Source organism: Corynebacterium lipophilum (genome assembly GCF_024102595.1).
Lineage (GTDB): Bacteria > Actinomycetota > Actinomycetes > Mycobacteriales > Mycobacteriaceae > Corynebacterium > Corynebacterium pseudogenitalium.
On sequence record NZ_JAEUWV010000006.1, the window covers coordinates 1 to 25,838 of the forward strand.

14 protein-coding genes are annotated in these 25,838 nt (G+C 62.5%); 10 read left to right on the forward strand and 4 right to left on the reverse strand.

Going from position 1 to position 25,838, the window contains the following annotated elements; translation table 11 throughout:
* The 6 genes from JMN37_RS05750 to JMN37_RS05775 all read left to right on the forward strand — a co-directional run.
* On the forward strand, positions 1 to 3,451 hold a 3,451-nt coding region (locus tag JMN37_RS05750; protein ID WP_252931338.1), incomplete at its 5' end, for a putative Ig domain-containing protein.
* 988 nt (positions 3,452 to 4,439) lie between these two features.
* On the forward strand, positions 4,440 to 5,783 hold the full coding sequence (gene pta / locus JMN37_RS05755) for a phosphate acetyltransferase (protein WP_071573081.1): 1,344 nt from the start codon (positions 4,440 to 4,442) through the stop codon (positions 5,781 to 5,783).
* Positions 5,784 to 6,986, forward strand: coding sequence for an acetate kinase (locus JMN37_RS05760; RefSeq protein ID WP_071573082.1), 1,203 nt, complete (start codon positions 5,784 to 5,786; stop codon positions 6,984 to 6,986).
* Between the two features lie 162 nt (positions 6,987 to 7,148).
* Positions 7,149 to 10,421, forward strand: a complete 3,273-nt coding sequence (locus tag JMN37_RS05765; protein WP_071573083.1) for a YPDG domain-containing protein — start codon at positions 7,149 to 7,151, stop codon at positions 10,419 to 10,421.
* 13 nt (positions 10,422 to 10,434) lie between these two features.
* Positions 10,435 to 12,885 carry a hypothetical protein gene (locus JMN37_RS05770; protein WP_071573084.1) on the forward strand — a complete coding sequence of 817 codons (2,451 nt, stop codon included), beginning with the start codon at positions 10,435 to 10,437 and terminating at the stop codon, positions 12,883 to 12,885.
* A gap of 446 nt (positions 12,886 to 13,331) precedes the next feature.
* A complete protein-coding gene (locus JMN37_RS05775) occupies positions 13,332 to 13,586 on the forward strand; it encodes a hypothetical protein (protein WP_143110548.1) in 255 nt (84 codons plus the stop codon).
* Between the two features lie 676 nt (positions 13,587 to 14,262).
* On the opposite strand, the gene JMN37_RS05780 is transcribed toward JMN37_RS05775, so the two are convergent.
* The 3 genes from JMN37_RS05780 to JMN37_RS05790 are packed head-to-tail and all read right to left on the reverse strand — an operon-like array spanning position 14,263 to position 18,876.
* Complete coding sequence (locus JMN37_RS05780) at positions 14,263 to 16,527, reverse strand: serine/threonine protein kinase (RefSeq protein WP_071573085.1); 2,265 nt, start codon at positions 16,525 to 16,527, stop codon at positions 14,263 to 14,265.
* Positions 16,514 to 17,518, reverse strand: coding sequence for a glutamate ABC transporter substrate-binding protein (locus tag JMN37_RS05785; protein ID WP_252931339.1), 1,005 nt, complete (start codon positions 17,516 to 17,518; stop codon positions 16,514 to 16,516). The genes JMN37_RS05780 and JMN37_RS05785 overlap by 14 nt, the downstream gene beginning before the upstream one ends.
* Positions 17,515 to 18,876 (reverse strand): GlnX family signal transduction membrane protein, encoded by a 1,362-nt coding sequence (locus JMN37_RS05790; RefSeq protein ID WP_252931340.1) that lies wholly within the window; start codon positions 18,874 to 18,876, stop codon positions 17,515 to 17,517. The genes JMN37_RS05785 and JMN37_RS05790 overlap by 4 nt, the downstream gene beginning before the upstream one ends.
* Positions 18,877 to 18,935: 59 nt before the next feature.
* On the opposite strand from JMN37_RS05790, the gene JMN37_RS05795 reads away from it, so the two are divergent.
* Genes JMN37_RS05795 through JMN37_RS05805 form a run of 3 tightly spaced genes read left to right on the forward strand, consistent with a single transcriptional unit; the run spans position 18,936 to position 21,083 of the window.
* Positions 18,936 to 19,415, forward strand: a complete 480-nt coding sequence (locus JMN37_RS05795; RefSeq protein WP_252931341.1) for an NUDIX domain-containing protein — start codon at positions 18,936 to 18,938, stop codon at positions 19,413 to 19,415.
* Positions 19,408 to 20,352, forward strand: coding sequence for an ABC transporter ATP-binding protein (locus JMN37_RS05800; protein WP_071573088.1), 945 nt, complete (start codon positions 19,408 to 19,410; stop codon positions 20,350 to 20,352). The genes JMN37_RS05795 and JMN37_RS05800 overlap by 8 nt, the downstream gene beginning before the upstream one ends.
* A 2-nt stretch (positions 20,353 to 20,354) precedes the next feature.
* On the forward strand, positions 20,355 to 21,083 hold the full coding sequence (locus JMN37_RS05805) for an ABC transporter permease (RefSeq protein WP_071573089.1): 729 nt from the start codon (positions 20,355 to 20,357) through the stop codon (positions 21,081 to 21,083).
* Between the two features lie 200 nt (positions 21,084 to 21,283).
* Here the strand turns inward: JMN37_RS05805 and JMN37_RS05810 are convergent, their stop codons facing one another.
* Positions 21,284 to 21,757 (reverse strand): DUF559 domain-containing protein, encoded by a 474-nt coding sequence (locus tag JMN37_RS05810; RefSeq protein ID WP_143110549.1) that lies wholly within the window; start codon positions 21,755 to 21,757, stop codon positions 21,284 to 21,286.
* Positions 21,758 to 22,454: 697 nt separating this feature from the next.
* On the opposite strand from JMN37_RS05810, the gene JMN37_RS05815 reads away from it, so the two are divergent.
* Complete coding sequence (locus JMN37_RS05815) at positions 22,455 to 25,835, forward strand: Rib/alpha-like domain-containing protein (protein ID WP_143110550.1); 3,381 nt, start codon at positions 22,455 to 22,457, stop codon at positions 25,833 to 25,835.
* Positions 25,836 to 25,838 lie beyond the last annotated feature (3 nt).

Genomic DNA, 25,838 nt, shown 5'->3' on the forward strand with positions numbered 1-25,838 from the left:
CGACGACAAGGGCGCCTTGAAGTCTTGTGATTTCCAGGCTCCTGAAGACCTGAAGGAAACCACTGTCTACACGGCCGCTGTGGTCAGTGTGGATCCTGCGTCGGGTGAGCCTTCTGATCGTTGGGAGATCGCGGACTCGTTTACCGCTGTTGTTCCTGCACCACTGCCACTGGGTTCGCGGTATGACGAGTACAAGACTGAAGACGTCGCTTCGATGTTTGCCAAGGCACCGGATAACCAGGTTGAGGGCACAGCTCCGAAGTATTCTGCCGAGGGGCTGCCTGAGGGTCTGACGATTGATGAGGCAACCGGCAAGATCACGGGTACTCCAACCAAGGCTGGTACCACTGAGGTGACCGTCACCCGTGAGGTTGAGGTCATGGCGGACAAGTACGTTGGTGTCACCGATAAGGATGGAAACCCGGTCTACGAGAATCCGGACGAGGAAAACCCAGCGAAGCGTATCCAGAAGACTGAGAAGTCCACTGTGCCTGAGAAGCAGCAGGAGCGTGTCGTCACAAAGATTGTGATCACGGATACGCCGCTGGAGGCTGGCACTGTTGGTGAGGAGTACACCCAGGATGTGAAGCCGGAGGGCTTCGGTCCGTTGCCGCAGGGCTTCGAGCTGAAGCAGGGCTCGGTTACGGTTGAGGGTCTTCCGGAGGGCTTGAAGTTTGAAAACGGCAAGATCACTGGTACGCCGGAGAAGGCTGTTGAGGCTTCTGAGGAGAAGCCGAATGTGACAGTGAAGTACGTTCTGGTTGATCGTGATGGCAACGAGACCGAGCACACCGACATCGTCCCGCTGGCTGTGAGCGTTAAGACCACGGTCGACGAGTCTGGTAAGAAGCCGGTTGATCCGACTGATGAGAAGCAGGGCACTGGCGTCATCGTCAACAACCCGGATGATGACACCAAGGTTTCGGCTAAGGATGAGGACGGTAAGGATGTTCCTGCCGTGATCAATCCGGAGACCGGTGAAATTGAGGTCACCCCGGGTAAGGACGTCGATGGTCCGATCAACGTGACTGTTGAGGATCCGGATCTTGACGGTGGCAAGCAGGATGTTGAGGTTGAGGTCAACGGCCACAAGAAGGGTGTTGACGACAACGACTCCGACAAGACCACAGTCGACGAGTCTGGTAAGAAGCCGGTTGATCCGACTGATGAGAAGCAGGGCACTGGCGTCATCGTCAACAACCCGGATGATGACACCAAGGTTTCGGCTAAGGATGAGGACGGTAAGGATGTTCCTGCCGTGATCAATCCGGAGACCGGTGAAATTGAGGTCACCCCGGGTAAGGACGTCGATGGTCCGATCAACGTGACTGTTGAGGATCCGGATCTTGACGGTGGCAAGCAGGATGTTGAGGTTGAGGTCAACGGCCACAAGAAGGGTGTTGACGACAACGGCTCCGACAAGACGCCTGAGACTTCGGTCGTTCCTGGTGATAACACGACGGTTCCGGCTGATAAGACGCCGCATGAGGTTGGCAAGGTTGAGAACCCGAAGGGTGATGAGTCCGGCAAGCTTGTTGACAAGGACGGCAACGAGATTCCGGGTTCGAAGGTCGAGATCGACGAGGACGGTAACGTCAAGGTGACGGTGCCGGAGGGTACTGATCCGCAGGATGCCAAGGTCATTGTGACTGATAAGGGTGGCAAGACTGTTGGTGAGATCGATGTGAAGATCGTTGACCCGAGGTCTGATGCTGCGAAGTTCGTGCCGAATTACGGTGATCGTAAGAACGTTGAGGCTGGTAAGACTGAGCCGTCGAAGAAGCCGTTTGAGGGCAAGACCGATGTTCCTGTGAAGTCGGCGAAGTCCACGCCGTCTGAGGGTTCTGAGGATTGGAAGTTTGAGACTTCGCAGACCGATGGTGTTGTCACGGCGACTTCCCCGACCTACGAGAAGGTTGGTGAGAAGATTGCTGAGAAGATGCCTGAGCTGAAGGAGACTCCGAAGGAGCAGCGTTGGGATAAGTTCGTCAAGGACTTCACTCCGATGGCGAAGCCGGATGTAACGGTTGATTTCGTCTACGACGATGGTTCTGAGAACTTTGGTAAAGCTGGTTTCGATCTGGTTGGTAAGGATGGTAAGTCCTTGCTGGATCCGGATGGTGACTTCGATGGTGACGGTAAGAAGAACCGTGACGAGATCGAGAAGGGCTCCAACCCTGCTGATGGGACGAGCACTCCGGATGAGACCGCTCCGACCATTGATAAGGTGACGGAGGGTGATAAGACCATCAAGGGTTCGGATGATCGTCCGAATTCGAATGTCACGGTTGAGTTCCCGGATGGTACGAAGAAGACGGTACCTACCGATAAGGACGGTAACTGGAAGGTTGATGTTCCGTCTGGTACGGAGCTGAAGCCTGGTGGCACGGTTACGGTGACCGACGAGGCTGGTAACGAGTCGACGGCTGAGGTTCAGCCGAAGCCGGAGGATGGCGACGGCGACAACCCGCAGACCCCAGGCGAGAATCCCGCACCGGCTCCTGGTGACAGCCTGGACTCCCTGGAGTTTAAGTACCCAGACGAGACCAAGGTCAAGCCTGGTGCGAAGGGTCAGGCTTCCCCGTCCTTTACCAAGGATGGCAAGCCTTACACGCCAAAGGGCATCAAGGCTCAGGATGCGAAGGCTAAGGGTGCTACTGACTGGCAGTTCGGCACGAATGGTCCGGTAGTTACCGGCCAGGCACCGTCCATGGACCAGCTGACGAAGCAGTTCACTGGCAAGTACGGACAGCCGGGTGACGCACGTCGTACGCTGACCTTCGAGCAGTTTAAGAAGGACTTCGGTGATGTAGCGAACCCATTGGCGAAGTTCGGTGTCACTGACGGCAAGAACACCAAGCCAGGCGAGGCGCAGTTCCGCCTGGTTGGTCAGGATGGCAAGTCTATCCTGGATCCGAGCGGTGACTTCGATGGTGACGGTGTTCCAAACGGCAAGGAAATTGAAAAGGGGCTCAACCCGTTCGATCCGAAGGAAAACGGCTTCGACGCTGGTCGCTGTGCCGCATCCGCTGTTGGCTTCGGTCTGCCGCTGATTGCGCTGCTGCCGCTGGGTCTGGCTTCCCAGATTCAGATTCCGGTGCTCAGCGATGTGGCTGCTCAGGTTGATGCTCAGCTGCAGGATGTGAACACTCGTATCCAGCAGCAGGCTGGCATCTTCAACCCGGAGATGGCTCGTCAGGCTGAGCAGATCAACGCGCAGCTGCGCACGGTTGGTGCTGACCTGGGTATGGTCGCTGCAGGTATCGTGCTGATCGCCGCTGGCATCTTGGCTGGCACGGTCATCTACGACAACTGCAAGCCTGGTGGTCCTTCCTCTTCGGTCAAGGATCTGGAGCTGAAGGGTTCGTCTGGTAAGACGACGAAACTGTCGTCGAAGAAAGACAACGCGACCCCTACCACTCCAGCTAAGCCGGAGAAGAAGCAGAAGTAAGAACAACGTTTAGCCCACAGTCGCCCCTTGTGGGAGATCGCGGGCTAAACACTTACTGACCGCTTTGTGAGAAAAGCTGCTGTCCGCCGTTGTGGCGGGCGGCAGCTTTTGCGTTGTTGATGGACACCGAAGGCGAGCCGGTGCCTGATACGAATATCGGTGCTGGGTAGGGTCGGTTTTTGTGCATCAGTACATTGACGACGTTGCTGGGTGCTGCCAACCTGTTGGCGTGAGTCTGAGCTGCTTGGAATTTCGCAGGATTGAGAAGCTTGAGCCCAACCCTTCTTCACTAATGAAGGGCTTTCGTTTCCGGGCCGTTGACTATGTCTACCATCGCTAGCAAGCTGTGTAAGTACCCCGTCTGCTACCTACTGCTGGGATGAAGGTTCGCGGACGTAATGGCATAATTGCAAACATCACGACTAGCCGTCATTTCCGATAAGGAAAGGCGGCTGGTTCTCTTTCTGCCCTTAAGCCGTCGCAAGTCGGATGAAGCCACGAAGGCCGAAATAGGGCGAAGTAGTTTTCCTGGTGGTTGACTATTAGGGCCACGGGTCCAACGCTTACTGGCCGTTTTGCGTTGTTGCAAGGTGGGGGCGAGCCGGTGCAGGATAGACCGATTTTCGAGTCTTCCTGCAGCGTTCTGGGTGCGGGAGTTTGAAATTATTTCCCGGTCATGTTGAAAATCGGGAACGTTCTTCGTGGACAGGAGTCGCCACCTGCGAAGACGCGAGCGTCGGTCGACCGGAACCGGACTGATAGCCAAAATGGTTCCCGAGCGCGGGAACTTTTTGCAGGTTACTGCAGTGGGAGCTGGCCAGCACCGTCACACCGCACAAGAAACAGCCCGTCCACCCATCACCACAAGTGAGATCCAACGACCAATTTCAGAGAAATGTGAACTGTGTCCCAAAATAACGCGCGCGTGTTGTGGTGGGGCTGTAGAATGATATGCATTTATGTCCGCCACGATTCTAAAGGTTGGGTTATGGCTCATCATCTACTGCTTACCTGCACTAACACGAACCTCGGCAGTGCTGATACTGACGCGCTCGCGGCGCAGCACGGCCTGCGCACCGTCTGCGTCGCGGGGGAGACGCTCGCCGAAGCCTACGCTGCTTGCGCCGGCCAGGAACAGTCCACCTTGTTCGTGGGGCAAGGGGGGTGCTCCTTTGATGCGGAGCTCGCTGCGGCACTCGGTGCGGCGGTCATCGTGCTTGTCGACGCCCCGCAGCGCGCTACCCTCGCGCAACGGACTGTCGAGCGCTCCGGTGCAATGCTGCTCGCGGCGGTGACGGACGTGCAGGAAGCGGCCGACCTGACTATCCCGGAGGTCGCGCCGGTGATGTCCCCGCTGGTCTTCGGGTCGCATTTGCTGGGTCAGGCTCGCGAGGTCGGCGCGCACATCGTACTGCCGGAAGGCGAGGAGCCCCGCGTGCTTGAGGCGGCGCACAGGTTGTTGGAGGGGGGCGTCGCGAAGCTGACGTTGCTGGGCGCACCCGACGCGATCGCCGCGAAGGCGCAGGAGCTGGGGCTGGACGTGTCGGCGGCGACGCTGCTGGATCACCGCACCTCCGACCTGGTCGAGGAGTTTGCGCAGACCTTCGCCGAGTTGCGTAAATCCAAGGGCGTGACCCTGGAGCAGGCGCGCGAGGTAATGCAGGACGTGTCTTACTTCGCCACGATGCTGGTGCACACTGGGCGCGCGGACGGCATGGTCTCGGGCGCGGTGCACACTACGGCGGAGACGATTAAGCCGGCGTTCCAGATCATTAAGACGCGGCCGGAGGCGTCCGTGGTGTCGTCGATTTTCCTGATGGTGATGCAGGGCCGCCTCTGGGCGTTTGGCGACTGCGCCGTCAACCCCAACCCGTCCGCGCAGCAGCTCGGCGAAATCGCCGTGAGCTCCGCGTTGACCGCCGCTCAATTCGGTATTGACCCGAAAGTCGCGGTGCTCTCCTACGCCACGGGCAGCTCCGGCGCGGGCCCTGACGTGGAGCGCGCTGTCGAGGCGGTTGCCGCCGCCCGCGCTATTGATTCCGACTTAATTATTGACGGCCCCCTCCAGTTCGACGCTGCGTGCGATGGGGGCGTCGCGAAGCAGAAGGCGCCGGACTCCCCGGTGGCGGGGCAGGCGAACGTGTTCATCTTCCCCGACCTTGAGGCGGGCAATGCCGGGTATAAGATCGCGCAGCGTACTGGCAGCGCGCTGGCCGTCGGCCCGATTCTGCAGGGGCTGAACAAGCCGGTCAATGACCTCTCGCGCGGCGCAACCGTGGACGACATTGTGAACACGGTGGCCGTGACCGCGATTCAGGCAGGGGTGAAGTAAATGAGCTACGTACTGGTGATTAACTCCGGTTCCTCCTCTGTGAAGTTTCAGATCGTCGACCCGAATTCGGACGCCTCCGATCCGCCGTTTGTTGCCGGGCTGGTGGAGCAGATCGGGGAGCCCCAAGGCCGCATCACCATCACACACGGCGAGGACCGCTGGGTACTGCAAAAATCCATCCCCACGCACAAGGAAGGTTTGGAGGAGGCGTTCGAGCGCCTGGCGCTGCGCGGCGTGAGCCCGCGGGAGCTTGACGTGGTGGCGGTGGGGCACCGCGTGGTGCACGGCGGCATGGTGTTCAGCCAGCCTGAAATCATCGTGGACCCGGTGGTGGACATGATTCGGGAGCTGGTGCCGCTGGCACCGCTGCACAACCCGGCCAACATTGACGGCATCGAGGTCGCCCGCGAGCTGCTGCCGGACATCCCACACGTCGCGGTGTTCGATACCGGTTTCTTCCACTCACTGCCACCGGCGGCCGCGTTGTATGCCATCAACGCCGAGGTGGCGAGCCGGAACCAGATCCGCCGCTACGGCTTCCACGGCACATCCCATGAGTTTGTTTCCAGCCAGGTGCCGGGGCTGATCGGCACGGACCCGGACCATACCCGCCAGATCGTGCTGCACCTCGGCAACGGTGCTTCGTGCTCGGCGGTGGCGAACGGGCACGCGATTGATACGTCGATGGGGCTGACCCCGCTAGCCGGCCTGGTAATGGGGACCCGCTCCGGGGATATCGACCCGGGCGTGATCTTCCACCTCGCGCGGCACGGCGGCATGAGCATCGACGAGATCGACGAGCTGCTGAACAAACGCTCCGGCGTCAAAGGCCTAGCCGGCGTGAACGATTTCCGCGAGCTGCGTGCCATGATCGAAAACGAGGATGGCGACGCCTGGCTGGCCTACAATGTCTACATCAACCGGTTGCGCAGCTTCATCGGCAGTTACATGGTGGCACTCGGCAGGGTGGACGCGATCACGTTTACCGCCGGGGTCGGCGAGAATGACAAGTTTGTGCGCGCGGATGCCCTGGACAACATGGAGGCGTTCGGGGTGAAGATCGACCCGGAGCGCAACTCCTTGCCCAACGACGGCCCGCGCATCATCTCCGCGGACGATTCTCGCGTGAAAGTCCTCGTCGTCCCCACGAACGAGGAGCTCGCCATCGCCCAGAAGGCGGCGGCGCTTGCGCGCCGCGCGTAGCCTCCCGTGCGCCTGCCTGTCATTGTTCAACACCTTTGTTGTATGGCCGTTATTCGTTAGAATTTAAAACGGCATGTCAATAGCTGTAAAGGCAAATGTCTGCATAGTGAGTACACTGAGTAGCGTTTAGCAATTTACGGACAGTTTTAAGAAGGAACGATGATGGGCAACGTGAGCGGTCGCAACGGGGCGAAGCGGCGAGGTGGGGTGTCGGTAGCGGCATGCGCACTTGGGGCATCGTTAGTAATCACAGGCGCGCCGGTGGTGGCAGGTACAGCCACGGCGCAGGAGCCCACTGCTGAGTCCACATCATGGAAAACGCCACGCACTGAGGCGGCGCGTACGGACGTCAAGTTCCCGGACCTCGTCGTCGCGCCCGGTGAGACCGCCACGTCGAGGCCTGAACTGAAGCGCAACTTCTGGACCGCCGCCTGGAACAAAATCGGCACCCCCGTGAAGTGGGAACTTTCGGAGGGCTTTTCGGCGCCCACCGGCTGGCACCTCACCTTTTCCAAGGACGGCACCCTCAACGCCACCGCCGGCGAAGGCATCGAAACCACTACGTTCAAGGTGCCGGTGACCATCACCTTTGCTGACGACTCCACCAAGGACGTCGAAGCCAACGTCACCCTCGCCGACGGCCCAACCATCGAGCCGATCAAGGACCAGAAGTACTGGCAGAACCGCCTGATCCAGCCGCGCCGCGTGATGGCGTGGAACGTCCCGGCTGACGCCGTCATCGAGCTTGAGGGCCTGCCCGCGGGCCTGAGCACCTCCGCCCAGACCCGCCTTGGCTCCGGCTCCTACCTGTTTATCAACGGTCGCCCGACTGAGACCGGCACGTTCAACGTGACTGCACGCGTCACCGGCGCAGGCGACCCGCTCGAGGAAACGTTCGCCATCACGGTCGCCGACTCGGCTGAGCTCGGCGAGCCGGAGGACGCCGACATCGCACCTTCCGAGGTCCCGCCAGTGCGCCCCGGCACCGACGTGCACATCCCGCTCGACGTCGAGGATGCCTCCTCCGTCGAGGTCGAGGGCCTGCCGGAGGGTCTGAAGTACGACGGTGAGCAGCACGCGATCGTCGGCACGCCGACGAAGGAGGGCACCTCCGAGGTCGTTGTGGACAAGGTCACGGAGGACGGCACGCACAAGCGTGATTCCTTCGAGCTGACGGTGGACGAGAACGCACCGGAGCCAAGTGAGCCGTCCGAGCCCGCCGACCCCACGGATCCATCGGATCCTGCGGGTCCCGCCGCCCCTGACCAGTTCGAGTGGAACCCCATCAAGGTCCGCGCAGGCGAGGAAACCGGCGTGACGCCCGCCCGCTCCACGCAGGGCGTGCGCGTGCTCGCGGAGCCCGGGAACCCGGATTGGTTCACCGTCTTCGCCAACGGCGCCGTGTACGCCGCCCCGTCGCGTGACGCGAAGCCGGGCACCTACACCATGAAGGTTCGCACTGAGAAGGGCGAGCAGGACACCATCACCGTCGAGGTCACCGCAGCCGTCAAGGACTCCGTACGTTACGAGTCCTCCTACGCGGACACCTACGTCCGCGCCGGCGGCACCGCCACCTCACCTGCGCCGTACGCCCGCCTGGGCTACAACGGCATGGTCTTTGAGCGCCAGCCGCTGCCGAAGGAGGCGTCGTTTAGCACGAAGTCCGAAGGCGTGAAGCTGAACCAGCACACGGGCCAGATCACGCTTTCGGCGGACCTGACCGCGGAGGAGGGCAGCACTATCGAGGTGCCCGTCACCGTCACCTACCCGGACGGCAGCACGAAGGAGATCATCGCGCACTTCCAGGTGCTGGCGCCGCAGTTCGCGCAAACACAGAAGTTTGAGTACGAGCGCCGCGAGGCCTTCGAAGGCGAAACCATCAAGGTCAACCTCACCGAACCTTTCGACCCAGCCTCCGACCCCGAGTTCGCCATCCTGACGAAGGCCTCCAAGCTGCAGGGCTGGGACCTGTTTATCGACGCCACCACCGGCACCATCACCGCCACCGCCCCAGCGCAGGACGCGAAACCGCTGAACGTGGAAGTCGTTGCGCGCTACTCGGACGGTTCCCACAAGACGGTCGTGGCCGTGATCGGCGTGCGGGACGCGAAGCCGCAGGCCTACACGTCCAACCTGGACTTTGAGGACGCCGTCGTCGGCGACGACGGCACCGTCACCATCACCCCGAAGGGCGACATCCCGACCGGTGTGAAGTTCGAACCGGAAGGTGCAGCTGCGCTCGGCGGCGTTGCTGGTCTGCGCGTGGATGTCGACGAGAAGACCGGCCAGATCAAGGTCACCCTGCCGAAGGACGCCAAGCCCGGCCAGGGCTACGACCTGGGCGTGCGCATCAACTTCCCCGACGGTGGCTCGAAGGTAGTGCAGCTCAACGTCGCCCGCGACTCGCAGGCCCACCGCGAGCAGCCGTCCTGGACCCCGATCGGCGTGGCCATCGGTGCCAACGCCGTAACCCATGAGCCGAAGGTCGCACCGAAGGGAGCCACCTACGCCATCTCCGCCGACTTCGCCGCGGAGGGCTGGAAGGCCGCCGTCGACGCGACCACCGGCGCACTCACCGTCGCCGCCCCCGCATCGGCGCACGTCGGGGACCGCACCATGATCCCGATCGTGGTCACCTTCGAAGACGGCTCCCAGAAGCTCGTCGAGGCGCAAGTCACCGCCGTCAAGGCGATGGGCGGGGCAGTCTCCAACGCGTACGACCCAACCCAGGTCCGCGCAGGCGAAACCGTCACGCTCCCCCCGACGCTGCAGGGCGCGCACTACTCGCTGCTCAACCCAGTCGGCGGCCTCGACACCCGTATCGACGCCACCACCGGCGTCCTCACCGTCGGCGCTCGCCCGAACGCGGTCCCCGGCGTACGCGAAGTCCCGGTCCGCATCAGCTTCCCGGACGGCTCCACGACCATCGCGAACGCACGCATCTCCGTGCTGACCACCGACGGCAAACCGTCCCTCGCCGAGGCCACCCCGGAGTTCAACGACACCATCAAGGCCTACCCGGGCAAGGCGACCACCTACGTAGTGCCGAAGCCGGCCGGGGCCGCCAAGGAGGCGTTTGCCCTCGGCCAGCTGCCGAAGGCGCTCGCCGACTGGAAGATCGGCATTGACGCCGCCACCGGCGCACTCACCATCACGCCACCCGCTGGCGCGAAACCTGGAATCGTGCCAGTCCCAGTCGTGGTCAGCTTCGCGGACGGCTCCCAGGCCACCAAGCTCCTCCGAGTGCAGGTGGTGAAGGGGCCGCAGGAGGTGGAGAAGGGGTCGTCGACAAGCAGTGAGATTCCGCCAGGCGCGAAGATCGCGGGCTTCGTGCTCGGCCTCCTCGCCTTCCTGGGCGGGCTCGGGTACTCCCTGTACGAGCACCGCGACTTCTTCCGCACATTTCTAGCATTCCCAATCAACCAGCAGCGCTGAGAGGACAACGACAGTGACCGGCAAAACTAGCAAACAACGCATCGCAGCGATACTCGCAGGCGTTAGCGTCGCCGCAGGCATCGTCGTGGCCCCACACGCGGATGCGGCCATTACCCCAGGCAGCTTCGCCATCGGCGTCAACCGCGACTCCGACAGCGGCAACTTCCGCGTCGACGTGAACAAAGCGCGCGTGTCCTGGATGTACTTCAACCATCCCGAAGGCACCACGCGCCTGCTGCAGAACGCCTTCTACATCGACGGCGCCGTCAACGGCTCACCCATGAGCTACGTCGGCAACGCCACCGAAGTCGTCGAAGCGAAGCCCGTCGGGAACACCGACCGCGTCGTGCTGCGCCACACCGACCCCAACTCGGGCGTCGAGATGACCCGCACTTTCATCGTCGGCGACGACTCCATCCAAGTCACCGTCCAACTGCGCAACACCACCGGCCAGGCCGCCAACATGCGCGTCGAAATGGCCAGCGGCATCATCGACCGCGACTTCCAAGTCACCGGCGTCCCCCGCGGCGACGGCTACCACGTCGACGTCAGCAACGCCTACAAACTCAACATCGACTTCATGGGCGCCACCAGCAAGGGCAAAGGCGAACAGCGCCACGACGCCATCAACGGCGGCACAGGTGACGACGCCCACTTCGTCGCCGGCGTCTGGGAACAAGACGTACCCGCCGACGGCACGCTGCGCGCCACCACCGCCATAACCCTCGACGTCGCCCAAGGCACCATCGACACCGACGGCGACGGCTTCCCCGACGAATGGGAAGAAAACGGCTTCACCGACGAAAACGGCAAGGTCTTCCCGCTCCACAAATGGGGCGCCGACCCCAAGAAGGTCGACCTCTTCCTCCAACTCAACTGGATGAAGTCCGAATGGGAAACCAAGAAGTGCTCCGAGCAGCGCAAATACGCGCCAACCGAGGAAGACTTCCGCAAGTTCCTCGACTGCTCCGAAGCCAACACCAACGTGTACCGCCCATCGCGCCAAACCCTCAACGACCTCGTTGACGCCTTCGCACAGCAGAACATCAACCTGCACATCGACGCCGGCGACTACTACAACCCAATGCGCCTCGAGCACCCACAAGGTGGCCCGACCGAGGACTTCACGCCGTACTACTTCGAAGGCAAAGTCCCCGGTATCAAGATGCTCGAGGACCGCGACCGCCTCCTTAACGGCCGCCAAACCGTCTTCCGCGTCGGCGTCATCGGCGACCAACAAACCCGCACCAACTTCTCCTCAGGCAACGCCCTGATCGGGGACGGCGCTTTCTACGTCGCAAAGAACCGCATGATGACCTCGCAGGACCAACTGCGAAACACCATCCTGCACGAGTTTGGCCACAACCTCGGCCTGACCCACTCCGGGCCACTCGCCGACACCAGCCGACCAATCTCCGACTATGTGCCCGGCTACCTCTCAGTCATGAACTACCTCTACCAGTTCACCGACTTCCGGTACTCCAACGAGCGCTCTCGTCCGACGGGCAAGCTGCCGAAGGCATGCCAGACCGTCCAGTGCTACACCGGCGACTACGACATCGACCCCGACTGGCCAAACCTCGCTTTCATCGGCGGACAAATCGGGCGCGCCAACGGTACCACCGGCACTCCCGGCCACGACGACCACGACCACGAACACGCCGACGACGAACCAACCGTCCGCGAACTCGAGGTCTACTCCGCCGAATTCAACAACGGCAAGGCAGGTCTGCGTGTCCGCACCGAAGAAGGCGCCGGCAACATGATCATCGCCAACCGGACCGACTCCAAGGTCGCCATGGAGATCGCCAACCTGGGCATCGACATCCACAAGTTCCGCCTCCAAGCCACCTACCCCGGCGGCCGATACGAGCAGGAATACACCATCGAAGGCGCCCTCAGCGACGAATCCAAACTCCCGATCAGCGTCCCGATCACCAACACCGCCGGCTACACCGGCTCCACCATGCCGATCACTTTCCGTGTCTTCAACCAAGACAACGACATCGTCGCTGACGACACCATCGAGTTCTCCGTCCTCAACTACAACGGCGAAGACACCGCGAAGCTGATCAAGGAGCTGCGCAAGAAGAACTCCGACCTGCTCAAAAAGGCAGAACAAACCGTGGGCAAGGTGGAAGGCGGCGCCGGGCCACGCCCAACCAAGCCACTGGCAACCCAGGCCAACGCCGTCATTCCGACCCGCGCCGGCCAAGCACCAGTGACTTCGTTGAATGCCGCGCCAAGCGGGACCTACGACGCCCCAGCTCCCGCGCGCCCTGCCAAGCCGACCACTCGCCCAACCGCCCACCCAGCGCCTGCGCCGTCGACTTCGCAGCAGCATAACCCGGGTAAGGGTGGGGAAACCGGTGGCCTGTCCGGTGGCGCCATCGCCGGCATCGTCGTCGGCCTGCTGGCGCTGCTCGGTATCGCGGCCGCAGCCGTTGGCCTAGGCGGCTTCTAAGCTCGCTGATTGGGTTTGCACCAAATTCCCCCAGGTCCAGATTGTGACCTGGGGGAATTTCTTTGGGGTAGGGGAAATTGAGGAATTTGGTGCCGGGCTGGGTGGGGTGCAGTGCCAAGAGGTGCAACTCGAATTGGACCAGATGTTCAAACGTACTGGTAGTAAAAGGGCTAGGTAAAAGCGAATGCGTCTTTTAGCACTGTCATCTCAAGCGGCGCACCAAATTCCCTCCCGAGAAACCAACGACCTGGAGAAACGCAAAGCTTGCCCGTCAAAATCCCGGAATGTGGTGCCAGGTGGACGTGGGAAAGCAGTGACCCCAGCGATTTGCAACTTAATGCAGGGATCGTCCTAGGGCCTTCGCTGGTCGAGGTTATCGGATTCGAAGGGGTAAGTCAATGGAGTGGCACTAACGCTAATATCGTTTGGTATATATACTTCGCGCTATGACTGTGCGAGAGAGCCAGCCGATCTGTCAGAACCCGGAAGTCTCCGCCTCGCTCGCTGACCTAGGGTGTTGGTTCTCGGTTCCGCGAATGGAGACCTTTTCGAGCCAGAAAAATCCTGTGGACTTATACCTTTGGAATGCACAACTTGCCAAAGCGTTCCTTGAAGACATTGAACATTTTGAAGTACTGCTGCGCGATTGGATTGATCGATGCGTTGCTAAAGCTTGGGGGAGAGGTGGTATGACAATATAAACTCCCCGTCGAATCCCGCTGGGCTGAACTTTAATAGCATTGATCGGCGGGGGATGACAAAAAGCGAAAAGGCGTGCGGGAGAAGTGGATCCGCCTCCGGGGCGTGTGATTGCAGAGTTGACACTCGATTTCTGGGTTCACATTTTTGATAACCGGCATAGTGCAACTATCCACCCGAAGCTTATCTCGGCCATTAAACATCGTCATTCTATTGAAGAGTTTGCAGGCGAGATACAAATTGTTTATCGGCTGAGGAACCGGTGTGCCCATCACGAGCCCCTAGTCAAGGCTGATCGCATTGTGGAGGCTGAAAATGTTGACCGGGCACTGCGTGCAATTGAGGCTGTGTCCAGCTGGATAAGTCCTGATGCGGGTAGATGGATAATGGGAAATTCTCGGGTAAGAGGGGTGTATGCTCGACGCCCCTAGTGGAGTGCGCACCAGATTCCCTCCCGGGAAACCGGCGACCTGGGAAACGCAAAAACCTGCCAGCTAGGGGAAATCCCGGAATGTGGTGCGCCTGGCTAGGGGCCAGTGCCAAAAGACGCAACTCGCCGAATTGGACCAGATGTTCAAACGTACTGGTAGTAAAAGGGCTAGGCAAACTCGAATGCGTCCTTTGGCACTGGCGCCTCAAACAGAGGCACCAAATTCCCCTCCAAAACCCAACCAAACCCTAGAACCACGTCACGGGGCGGATCTTGTTGGCCATGTCCACGAGGTCGAAGCGGTGTTGGAGGTAGGGCGCCACTCTGGCCAGGGCGCGCAGGGTCCTGGCGAGTTCGTTTTGTAGCTCGTGGGCGGTGAACCTCGTGTCCAGGATGGGGGAGGGGTCGGGTTGGTGGCCGTCGAGGGTGTAGGTGAGGGCGGCGCGGAGGATGAAGACCTTGATTTGGAGGTAGCGGGGTTCGGTGTTGGGGATGCGTTGGAGGCGAAGGGCGGCCTCCCGGATGCGGGGCTCGGTGGGGTCGGTGACCAGGCTGAGGATGGAGGTGAGTTGGGCGAGGCGGTTGTGTCGGGAAGCGACGGGGACGCGGTCCAGGGCTGCGGCGGCAAGCTCGGGTTGGTTTTCGTGCATGAGTTGGCGGGCCAGTCCGAAGGCGGAGGAGACGGTGGTGGGGTTGGTGCTCCAGACCAGGGCGTAGAGGCGGATGGCGTGGAAGCGCAGCATGGCCGGGTTGGTGGTGACCATGGACCAGTCGGGGTCGAGGGAGCCGGTTTCGTGGAGGTGCTCGAAGACGGTGTTGGGGAGTTCGTCGAGGTGACGGCTCATGCCGGCGGCGCCGCGGGCTACGCGGGGTTCCAACAACGCGGTGTCGTGGAGGTCGGCGGATTGGAGGAGGAGTTCGGCGACGGCGGCAAGCGCCAGTTTGGTGGCGGATTCGCCGGGCAGGATTTGCAGGACGCGGGAGAAGGCGACCTGGGCGTCGGTGAATTTGCTGGTCAGTAGGTTGGTGATGCCGGTGTACCAGTGGTAGCGCCAATTCTTCCGCAGGCCCTCGTCAAGTGAGTCGAGCCAGGTGCGCGCTTGGGTGGTGAAGCCGAGGTCGAGGAGGGTGCGGGCGACGGCGAAGGGGATTTCGATGGAGTCGGGGTGGCGGTCCTCGGCGAGGGCTTGGCGCAGGGCGGCAAGGGTTTCGGAGGGCTCGGAGTAGGTGGTGCTCTGCAGGGTGGCGGCGCCGGGGTCGGTGGCGTCGACAAGTGGGACGGGCAGGGCGATGTTGACTTCCTGGGGGGTGATGGTGACGGTGCGGGTGATGCCGTCGATAAGTTGGTCGGTGCGGAAGACGACGTGCTTGGTGCCGAACGTGCGGCGCTGCGGGGAGAAGAGTGAGTGCTGGGCGGGGAAGGTGCGGCCGTCGCGGATGGCGAGCACTTCGCGCAGGACGCCGAGAAGTTGGGCTTCGAGTTGGGTGACGGAGTCGAAGCGGTCGTCACGGTTGGGGGCGCAGCAGCGGGCGATGAGTCGGTAGAGGGAGATGTAGCGGCGGAAGAGGGGTTCGGTGGTGGGGGTGGGGATGTCGGCGTCGTGTGGGAGGTCGATGATGAGGGCGGCGAGGGTGCGGCCGATGGTGTAGATGTCGGATTGGACGGAGGGGCCGTCGGTAGCTACTTCGGGTGCTTGGTAGCCCTTGGTGCCGTAGATGAAGCCGTAGGAGCCGATGCCTGAGACGGCGCCGAGGTCGATGAGTTTGACCTGGTCTTCGGTGACGATGATGTTGTCGGGCTTCAGGTCGTTGTACACGACGCCGCGCGAATGCAGGTAGTCGAGCGCGGGCAGCACTTCGAGGATGTAGGCGATCGCGATGTCAACGTCGCACCTGCTTATCGACGGCCCACCTACGTACTCCATGACGATGAACCCGCCGGGCACGCGCGGGTCGTCGATGAAGTTGAAAATCTTCACGATGCCGGGGTGGGTGATGTCGGCGAGGAACTCGCGCTCGGCGACGGCGGCGGCCTCCTCGTCTTTGTTGCGGGCCGAGTGCAGCCCCTTGAGCACGACGTTTCGCCCGGAGACGAAGTGGTCGGTGGCTAAATAGATCCAGCCCATGCCGCCGTGTGCGATGGTGCCGAGCACTTCGTATTGTTCGGCGACCAGGTCGCCGGGCTTCAGCGCCGGGGCGGGGACGCCTTCGAAGGTGGATGGGTCCCGAAGGGCGTCGGTGGGGTTGATGGGGTGGACCCAGGGCAGTTCGACCATGCCGTCGGCGACGGTGCGGGTCTCGCGCTGCGTGCCGCGCAGCTCGCGGAACCGGTCGAGTGCGCGGCGCCGCGAGCGTTGCGAGGTATCCTCCTGCCGCTTCTCCTGGCGCAGCGCCTCGAGGTCTTCGAGGAGTGCGGACATGGAGTCGTCGTACTCGAAGAGGTCGTCGTCATCGTCGTCGTCGGCGAAGGGGTCGAAGGCGACGGCCTCGGTGCCTGGGTCATTCGTGCTCATTGGGTTCCTCCCGGTACATCAGCGGTGGGGGGTAGGGGTCTGTGGTGGAGTCCGACAGCCACTCCTGGAACATGCGGTGCCAGGTGCCGTCGGTGCGGATGCGCTCGATGGTCGCGTTGACTTGCCGCACTACTGAGTCGTGCTCAAGCGGGATGCCGACGGCGTAGTACTGGGTGGCCAACGCGTCGGGCAGGATGTCGGTGTGCGGGTCCTGGGCGAGCATGCCGGCGAGGATGGCGTCGTCGGCGATGATGGCGTCGGCCTGGAACTGCTGGGTGGCCATGAGGCAGTCGGACCAGGAGCGGGTGCGCAGCACCGGGGAGTGCGGAGCGAGGGTGCGCACGATGTTGAGCAGCGTCGTGCGGTCGACGACGCACACGGTGCGCTCGGGCAGGTCGTCCAGGCTCGTGATGCCGCGATCAATCGGGGCCAGCACCCTGACCTGGGACTTCAGGTAAGGGGTGGAGAACGCCACCTTGGAGGCGCGCTCCGGGGTAATGGACATCGTCCTGATCACAATGTCCACGCGCCCCTCCCGGAGCAGCTCCGCACGCGAGGCCGAGTCCACGAAGCGGAAGTCCACCGCCTCGGGGTCGTCGAAAAGGTCGCGGGCGATCTCCCGGGCCAGCTCCACCTCGAACCCGCGAAGCTGCCCGCGCACCATATCGCGGTAGGACAGCAGGTACTGGGACTGCTCCACGCCCACGATGAGCCGGCCGCGCTCCCGGATCTGTTCCAGGGCGGGGTCATCATCCGGGGAGGATGAGCGCGGGCGCAGCGAGCCCTCCCAGTCCAGTCCGTGCGGCACAAACTCCATCGACGGCTGCTTGCCCGCCCCGTCCAGCAGCGCGCCGGGCGGCAACGGGATTGCCTCGTGCGCCGTGGACGCGGCCCCCGTCGGCAGCTCTTCCAGCGAGGACCGCGGCGCACATCCCGCTGCGCCCACCGCCACCGCGAGCGCCACCAACAACGAGCCAGCCCTGCGCATCATACGTACTCCCTGAATCGCCGCTGCGCCCCGAACCACATGCTGATGACCGCCAGCAGCGACAGCAGCGCGACTACCGTCGACACCAGCCTTGTTGCGTCCAGGGAGGTGTGGATGTAGTTGCGCATCTCGGCGCGCGCCGACTCAATCAACTCCACCATGTTCGCGTCCAGTTCCGTGTACGCGGTGGATGCGCTCGGGTGGTCCGCACTATCGACCATCAGCACGTCGACGGCGCGCTCAAACCGGCCGGCATCGAGCGTCGAGACGAGTTCGCCATGCGCCTGCGACCACTGCTCCAGCGCCCTTCTTGCCGACGCCACCTCCGGCGCATCCGACGCCGTATCCAACGCCGCGCTCACCCCCTGGTACGTGGACTCGAAGGACTCCGCCGACTCCGCAACGGACTGTCGGCGAAGCAGCGCCATCGTCTCGTCGGTGCGGGTTTCCTGGGCGCGGAGGCGGGCGTCGGTAAGCTGGCGCAGCGGCGCCGCGGCCTGCTCAAACCCGATGACGCCCGAGCGCCACGAAATGAAGTTCGAGCCCGCAACCCACGCCAGCGCCACCACCATCGCCGCCGTCGCCGCCACGAAGCCCTTATTCCAACGGCGGCGGAACGTGCGCCACAGCCACCACTGCGCCCCCGCGAGCAGCAGCAACGCCGCCACCAGACCTGAAAGCGGTACCCACTGCGGCGCGTTGAGGCGCACCATCTCCACCGCCACCTGGCGCTGCGTCAGCGCAAACAGCGTGTTCGCCGAGGTGATCATCCGCTCACGCATCATGCCGGACGCCTCCGACATATAGGACACACCCACCGGGTTGCCTAGGCGCTGGTTCACCTTCGCGCGCTCCATGAACGCCACGTACAACGGCAGGTCGCGTTGGATGGAGCGCACCAGGGACTGGATGCGCTCCTGGTCCTCCGGCCGCGTCAGCTCCGAGGCGCCCTCGTAGATGTCGCTCGCCGCGATCACTGCCTGATCTATCGACGCCAAATACGCCTTCACCTCATCCGGCGTCATCAAGCCTGCCTGCACGAAGCCCGTCGTGGCCACCGTGTCCGCCTGCGACAGTGAGGTGAGCAGCACGTGCGCGGAGTGGTTCATCGGCTCCGTGGTCTGCACCAAGACGTCGAGCGCGTGCTGACGCTTACTCATCGACTGGCTCTGCGCGAACCCAATCGCGCCCACCGCCACCGTGAGCACCAGCATCATCGCCAGCATCTTGCCCGGCGTGGTGATCACGAAGTCCGCCAGGCGCCGCGCCGCGCGAATCGGCCCACTCGACGCGCGCTGCTGCGGATGCAGCGCAAGATCATCCAACCAGGCGTCGCTGGGAGGTGGCGTCGTGACAGTCATTCCTCAACCATAACCACCGGGCCCGACCTATTTCTAGGAAACGACCTACAGTGGAACACATGCAAGGAGACGGCAACGGATGGGTCGAAGGGCCCAACGGACAGAAAATGTGGGGCAAACACGGCGCCGCGGGGCTCTTCCTGCAGGCCACGCACGGCGGCGAGCCCGTCGTGCTCATGCAACACCGCGCACCCTGGACCGCCCAAGGCGACACGTGGGGCATCCCCGGCGGCGCCCGCGACTCACACGAAACGGCCTCCCAAGCCGCCCTCAGGGAGACGGAAGAAGAATGCGGTATCGATTGGGGCGAAGTGGACGTCGATAAGGAGCTCGTCACCTCCGGCCCCGCACCCAGTGGCTGGACCTACACCACCGTGCTCGCGCGCGTGCGCTCCGGCGAGCCACTCGAGACCACCGCCAACGAAGAAAGCGTTGAGCTGCGTTGGGTTCCCCTGAAAAAACTCGAAGAACTCGCCCTACACCCGGGGCTGCGTGCCGCGCTGCCAGACATTCTCAGGCATACTGTTTCGCATGATTGAAGTCCAAAACCTGTCAAAGGTCTACGGCCCCGTCCGCGCCGTCGACGACGTGAGTTTCCGCGTCAAACCCGGCATCGTCACCGGGTTCCTCGGCCCCAACGGCGCAGGCAAATCCACCACCATGCGCATGATTGTCGGCCTGGATAAGCCCACGTCAGGCAGCTGTCTTATCGACGGCACCAGCTACCGCAACCTCAAGCGCCCCGCCCAAAAAGTCGGCGCCCTCCTCGACGCCAAAGGTGTACACCCCAACCGCTCCGCCCGCGCGACGCTCCTGTGGCAGGCGCAGGCCTCCGGCATCCCCGCCTCCCGCGTCGACGAAGTCCTCTCCCTCGTCGGGCTGACCGACGTGGCCGGCAAGAAGGTCGGCGGGTTCTCCCTCGGCATGGGGCAACGCCTCGGCATCGCCGCGGCCCTGCTCGGCGACCCCGAATACCTCATCCTCGACGAACCCGTCAACGGCCTCGACCCCGAAGGCATCCGCTGGGTCCGCTCCCTGCTGCGCGCGCTCGCCCAGGAAGGCCGCACCATCCTGGTGTCCTCCCACCTGCTCGCCGAAATGGCGCAGACCGCCGACCACCTCATCGTGATCGGCAAGGGCAAACTCGTCGCCGACACCTCCGTCCACGACTTCATCAAGGCGCACTCCGGCTCCCGCGTTGTGGTGCGTGCTTTGGACGATGGCTTGGGGGCGTTGCGGGTGGCCGTGGAAGCAGGCGCGCCGGGCGCCACCATCAGCCCAGGCACCGACGCCGATGGCCGACCCAACCTCACCATTAACGACGCCACCCCCGAAACCATCGGGCGCATCGCCTTCGAAGCCGGCGTCATCCTCACCGAACTCAGCGAACACCACGCCTCCCTCGAAGACGCCTACATCCAATCCACCGAAGGCACCGAACAGTTCGCATCCCGCACAGTCCAGGAGGGCAAGTAACCATGAACCTCATACTTTCCGAGTGGACCAAACTCCGCAGCACCCGCTCCTTCTGGTGGACCAGCGCCGCCATGATCATCGTCGCCGGCATCTACGGCGCACTCTTCGGCTGGCTGGCCAACACCTCCGGCATGCCCTACACACCCCTGACCGTCGTCTCGACCGTCTCCATGACCATCGGGATCGTCGTCATCGTGCAAGCCGCCATGACCGTCACCACCGAATACCGATTCGGCATCCCCGCCACCAACTTCCGCCTCACACCGCAGCGCTGGCAAGTCGCCCTGGCCAAAGTCGTAGTGGGCGTCGTCGGCGTTGTGGTTGCGACGCTGCTAGCCGTGGTCGTGGCGTTCATCCTCGCCGACCTCACCACCGCCGTCCCCGCAGGCTGGACCACAAATAGCGCCACCCAGCGCGCCCTGTGGGCAGTACCCCTCGGCATGGCGCTGCTCACCCTGTTCACCCAGGGCGTCGGCTGGATCGTCCGCAACACGTCCGCCGCCATCGTGATCGGCCTGTCCATGATGCTCCTCCTGGAGACCATCGTCGGGTTCATCCCCAAATACGGCCAAGACGTAGCGAAGTTCCTCCCCTTCAACAACCTCATCGCCTTCATGATGAACCAACCCACCCAACACTGGGAGCTCGGCGCCTCCCTCGGCATCTTCGCCGTGTGGGCCGTGGCGTTGTGGGTGATCGGCGTGCTGTTGACTGAGGCGCGGGACGCGTAGCTTTTCGCCGCTTGCCTTCCCGCGCACCAAATTCCTGCTTTTGGGGCGCGGGTTTTGCATTTCCCCAGTTCAGCTCGGGTGTGAGGGGGAATTTGGTGCTTGTGCTGGATCGCGTGGCACCAAATTCCTGGTTTTTGGAGGCGCCGTTGGCGTTTCGTCAGGTGGCTGGAAGGCTGCGGGGGAATTTGGTGCACGCCTATCTATCGAGGCCTGTCGAGGAGCTCTACCATCCGTGGAACCACCTCACTAAACGTGGCGGCGGCGAACCTGACCACGGTCCAGCCCTCCAACGCCAGATCCAAGTTGATCCGGGCATCCTTCTGACGCTGGTCATACTCCCAATGGTGCTGGCCGTCATACATGATCCCGATTTTGAGCGGTTCGATGGCGAAGTCGAACGTCGTTACGAGGCGGCGGCCTCTATATACCGGGACTTGCTCACTTAGTTTCAGCTGACGCTCCTTCGTCACAGCCCGAAGCAGCAGACGCAGCTCCGTCTCGCGTGGCGAGTCCGCGAACCTACTGGACAGATTGAGTACCTTCAACAACCACGGGCGATCAACCCTGCCCCAAGCTGCCTCAAGCAACGCATCTGGTGAAACCTGCAGGTGCCTGCGTACGCAGTCGACCAGCTGTACTGCCCGCACTAACAGTGGGTCAAAGCCATCAGGCACTACCGCTGGCGGTTGGTATGTTCCCTTCCTCAGTATCTGTAATGCCTGGACAGTGGCATGAACTGGCGACGCTGCGAGAATTAATTGCCCCGGGTAGCGTACTTCTGTTACCAGGATGCGTTCGGCGCCACGGCGGGTGACACCAGGAACCTCCGGGGTCGGGGTGCGCGTTTTTCGGGTGGGGCCGATGAATGTGAGCGGCGCTGAGTCTACAAGGTAGGGCAGTTGATACAGGGCGAGCGCGGAGTACCCACTCGCGATGTGTTGAGGACGCGGCCTCGCAAAAGTGAGGATTCGCTGGAGCGCGTCTGACTGGTTCATTGGTGTGTATCGCATATCTTTTAGACTTCTCGGACCCCCGTTTGGTTCCAAGGTCTGCACCAGATTCCTTGTTTTCGGCGGATGTCATCTGTGTTTTCCCTGGTGGTGTAGGGGTGAAAGGGGAATTTGGTGTCAGGCTGGGCGGGGTGTGCACCAGATTCCTTGATTTCGGAAGGGGGTGACGACGTTTTCCCTGTTCGTGCGGGGGCTGGAGGGGAATTTGGTGCACGTCCAACGAAGCGCATGAGATGGCAAGACCCACAAACCACACCCGCCACATGAGAAAACATTTAGAAAGTTGCGGAGGTTTAGGCAAAACGAATAATGGGGACTACCCTGGGAGTGTCATTGGCTTTTGCTGCAGAAAGGATTCGTTGTGGCGAATAATCGCGGCCGGGCAGCAGATGAAGCTCGCCGGGCGGGTTCGCGTGTGCGGACCCGGTTGCGGAGGGGTGTGGTTGTTGCGGCGGCGGCGTTGATCGTGACGCCGTTGGTGCAGGTTGCAGGGCCAACAGAGCTGCAGGTGCAGGCAAATGCGCAGGCGAAGGGCCCGGCGCTGGCCGAGACGAATCCAATCAAATATAAGCTGCTGGAGGTCAGGCCCGGGAAGCTGGGGCGTAGTGAGCTGGAGTCGGGGGACTTGACGTCGATAGGCAGGGTCGAGCGGCTTATCAAGAAGATTAAGTTTTCGGACGTGGCGTGGCACCCTACACCCACGAGCGGCATTGATGCGACGCATCGCTTTCAGGTGAGTGTGTGGGCACCGGAGATTGGGGTACTTGCCACCGAATATCACAAAGAAGTGCTGTCGGGGAAGGACTCCATTTATAAGTGGAATCCTCAGAAGTTTTTGGATGACCAGTCGAAGATCAACGAACTGGATTTCGACATTAGGTTCACGGATGGCTCGGTGCAGGAGAACGTGGTGTTGCCGCTGCGTCTCTTGGGTCTCGACGGCCGCCTCGCCAACGATCCGGATGGGGATTTTGATGGCGATGGTGTGTCGAATGGCGAGGAGGCCAAGAAGGGGGCGAACCCGTTCGACGCCAGGGATAGGGGTGTTGCGAAGAATCCGTTGCCGAAGCTTCCGGAGACGACAACGCCGGCGCCTACTTCAACAACGACGAGCGCAAAACCGCAGCCAAAGCCGTCGCCGTCGAGCAGCACCCCGCAGCCGCAGCCGAAGCCGAGCAGCGCGCAGCAGACGAAGCCTTCGAGTGCGAAGCCGACGTCGACAAGTGTGAAGCCGACTACGACGACGCGGAAGCCATACATGGCTGAGCAGTACGACCCGTACCCGGGCGAGCTGCTGGTGCGGCTGAAGCCGGGCCAGGAGTTCCGAAGCGGGACGCCGTTCGGCAATGCTGAGGTGAAGGTGCGCTCGATTCGGTATAAGGGCGAGCAGAACGGCAGGAAGTCGCCGGCGCTAGACCACGCGCTTGTCGACGCCTCCGACGGTAACCGTTTCGTTGTGAAGGCGAAAGGCCTGGAGGCGTTCGCGGAGGCCTACGAGCAGGAGTTTGGGAACTCGAAGCCGGAGTTTGAGCGGGTTTCGAAGTGGTTCATGAACACCTTCATCACGCATGCGCGCGTGGAGGTGGACTACCCGGATAACTCGTCTGATGCGAAGGATTTCTTGATCGGGTTTGTTGGCGAGGACGAGCGTGTGTTCTCCATCCCAGCCGCGGACTTCGACGGCGATGGCGTGAGCAACGAGGACGAAGTGAGCTTGGGGACGAACCCCTTCTCACCGGACAGCACTCCTCATGAGAAGCCGAAGTTCGCGATTACCTCGAAGAGCGTAAAGCCTGGCGAGGTGTACGAGTTCGTGCCGTCGGCGAAGTTGGACCCGAATACCAAGTTCCTGGGTGCGGAGGGCTACCAGGTGTCGCTGACGCCGGATGGCAACGTGCGTGTTGTCGGCAGTAGTGACAAGTGGAATCACAAGTTCTCCTTCAAGGTGTGGGACCCGCTGTACGAAGAGCTGGCGACGCTTCACGTCGAGTCTGACTTCTCGGAGGATTGGACGCCGATCAACGTGAAGGCGGGGACGACGCTTGAGACGAACGTGATGAGACCGGATGAAATCGCGAGCGGCATGGAGATCGTCTCGACGAAGGATGAACTGAAGGCCGGTGGGGTGCCGGATTGGGTTTCCATCGGTAGGGACGGCGAGGTGTTCTTGAAGCCGCCGCGCTCCGAGGGCGGATCGAAGGGTGAGCGCAGGTACTGGGTACGGCTCTCCACCGGCGAGCAGCGCGTGATTAAGGTCAACGTGCTCGACCCAACCCCGTACGCCGAAGAGTACAAGCTGCAGTACCCGGACGTGTTCGTCCGCCTGGGCGAAGAGACCCGCAGCCACGCGCCGCTGGCGACCCTGATGCAGGGCGCCGAGGTGTTCTTCAACCAGCCGATCCCGGAAGAGGCACAGGTCTCCTACTCGATCGAGGGCGAAACTGACGCGAGCGTCGTTGAGCGGGAGGGCACCGCCGAGGACGGCGAGCAGCCAGGCATGGTCACGTTCAAGGCCACAGGCGACGACCTGGAGGCCGGTGACGTCGTGCAAGTGATGGTAAAGGCCAGCTTTAGCGACGGCTCCACCCAGCACGTCCCCGTCTACTTCAACATCCTGCCGCGCCAGATCGCGGGCAGCTACAACCACGCCTATGAAACTGGCCGCGAGGTGCTGCCGGGGACGCCGATCGTCCTGCATAGGACGGATGTTCGCAACGTGCCGGAGGGCACCGACTTCGTGTTCTTCGAGGACGCCGAGGGCAACAAGAACCTCAATGGGTGGAAGGTGTCCGTGAACCGTGACACCGGCAACCTGGTCGTGCGTGCGCCGGAAAATGGTGCCCGGCCGCTGGACGCGGTGGTGACGGTGTCCTACCCGGACGGCAGTTCCACCGATGTGCCATTCCACGTCGGGGTGAAGCACAGCAAACCGGACGCGGAGACATTCACGCCGAGGTACGCGCCGGAAACGCTGACCGGCGGCACCCGCACGTCCTACGAGATGCTGACCCCGGTGCCGGAAAACACCACGTTCTCGATTGAGGAGAACGCTGGGTTGGATGTGAGCGTCGATACGAAGACGGGCCGCATCACCGCCGTGCTACCGAAAGACGCGCCGGGCGGCGCCAAGTACAACGTGCGCGTGCGCGTGAAGTACCCCGATGGCTCCGAGGAGTTTATCGACGCCGAGCTGCGCAAGAAGGCCATCGCCGACGAAGAGCGCCCGCGCTGGAGCGACATCTACGTCAACGCCGGCGACTTGGCTTCCACGCCGCAGGGCCAGCGCGTCCCGCCTGAGACCACCTTTGGTATCGACGCCAGCTTCGCCGCCAAGGGGTGGCAGGTGCACGTCGATAAGTATTCGGGCAGGTTGCAGGTGCTGCCGGACGCGTCGGTGAAGCCGAAGTCGAAGGTTGAGGTGCCGGTTGTGGTGACCTACCAGGACGGCTCGCAGCGCACCGTGAAGGTGTCGGCGTACGTGCGTGAGCCGCGCCAGACCGCTGCGCCGACACCATCGACAGAGGCACCCACGTCCACGCCGACACCGACCCCGAGCACCCCGGCGTCAACGCCGGAGCCGGACCCAGCCCCCGAGACTGGGAGTTCGGCAGCGGGGTGGATTACTGTAATTCTCGGTGCACTTGGGTTCCTGGTAGGCGCCGGTTTGCTCGCGCTGCAGGAAGTCCCAGTTGTTCAGTCGAATCTCAGACACCTTATGCGTGACCTGGGCTTGAGGAGGTAAAAG

Excerpts from the sequence above, each read along its gene's own strand:
- JMN37_RS05785 (WP_252931339.1), bottom strand. The coding sequence starts at position 17,518 with ATGATGCGCAGGGCTGGCTCGTTGTTGGTGGCGCTCGCGGTGGCGGTG.
- JMN37_RS05795 (WP_252931341.1), top strand. The coding sequence starts at position 18,936 with ATGCAAGGAGACGGCAACGGATGGGTCGAAGGGCCCAACGGACAGAAA.
- JMN37_RS05760 (WP_071573082.1), top strand. The coding sequence starts at position 5,784 with ATGAGCTACGTACTGGTGATTAACTCCGGTTCCTCCTCTGTGAAGTTT.
- JMN37_RS05800 (WP_071573088.1), top strand. The coding sequence starts at position 19,408 with ATGATTGAAGTCCAAAACCTGTCAAAGGTCTACGGCCCCGTCCGCGCC.
- JMN37_RS05805 (WP_071573089.1), top strand. The coding sequence starts at position 20,355 with ATGAACCTCATACTTTCCGAGTGGACCAAACTCCGCAGCACCCGCTCC.
- JMN37_RS05775 (WP_143110548.1), top strand. The coding sequence starts at position 13,332 with ATGACTGTGCGAGAGAGCCAGCCGATCTGTCAGAACCCGGAAGTCTCC.
- pta (WP_071573081.1), top strand. The coding sequence starts at position 4,440 with ATGGCTCATCATCTACTGCTTACCTGCACTAACACGAACCTCGGCAGT.
- JMN37_RS05780 (WP_071573085.1), bottom strand. The coding sequence starts at position 16,527 with ATGAGCACGAATGACCCAGGCACCGAGGCCGTCGCCTTCGACCCCTTC.
- JMN37_RS05765 (WP_071573083.1), top strand. The coding sequence starts at position 7,149 with ATGGGCAACGTGAGCGGTCGCAACGGGGCGAAGCGGCGAGGTGGGGTG.
- JMN37_RS05790 (WP_252931340.1), bottom strand. The coding sequence starts at position 18,876 with ATGACTGTCACGACGCCACCTCCCAGCGACGCCTGGTTGGATGATCTT.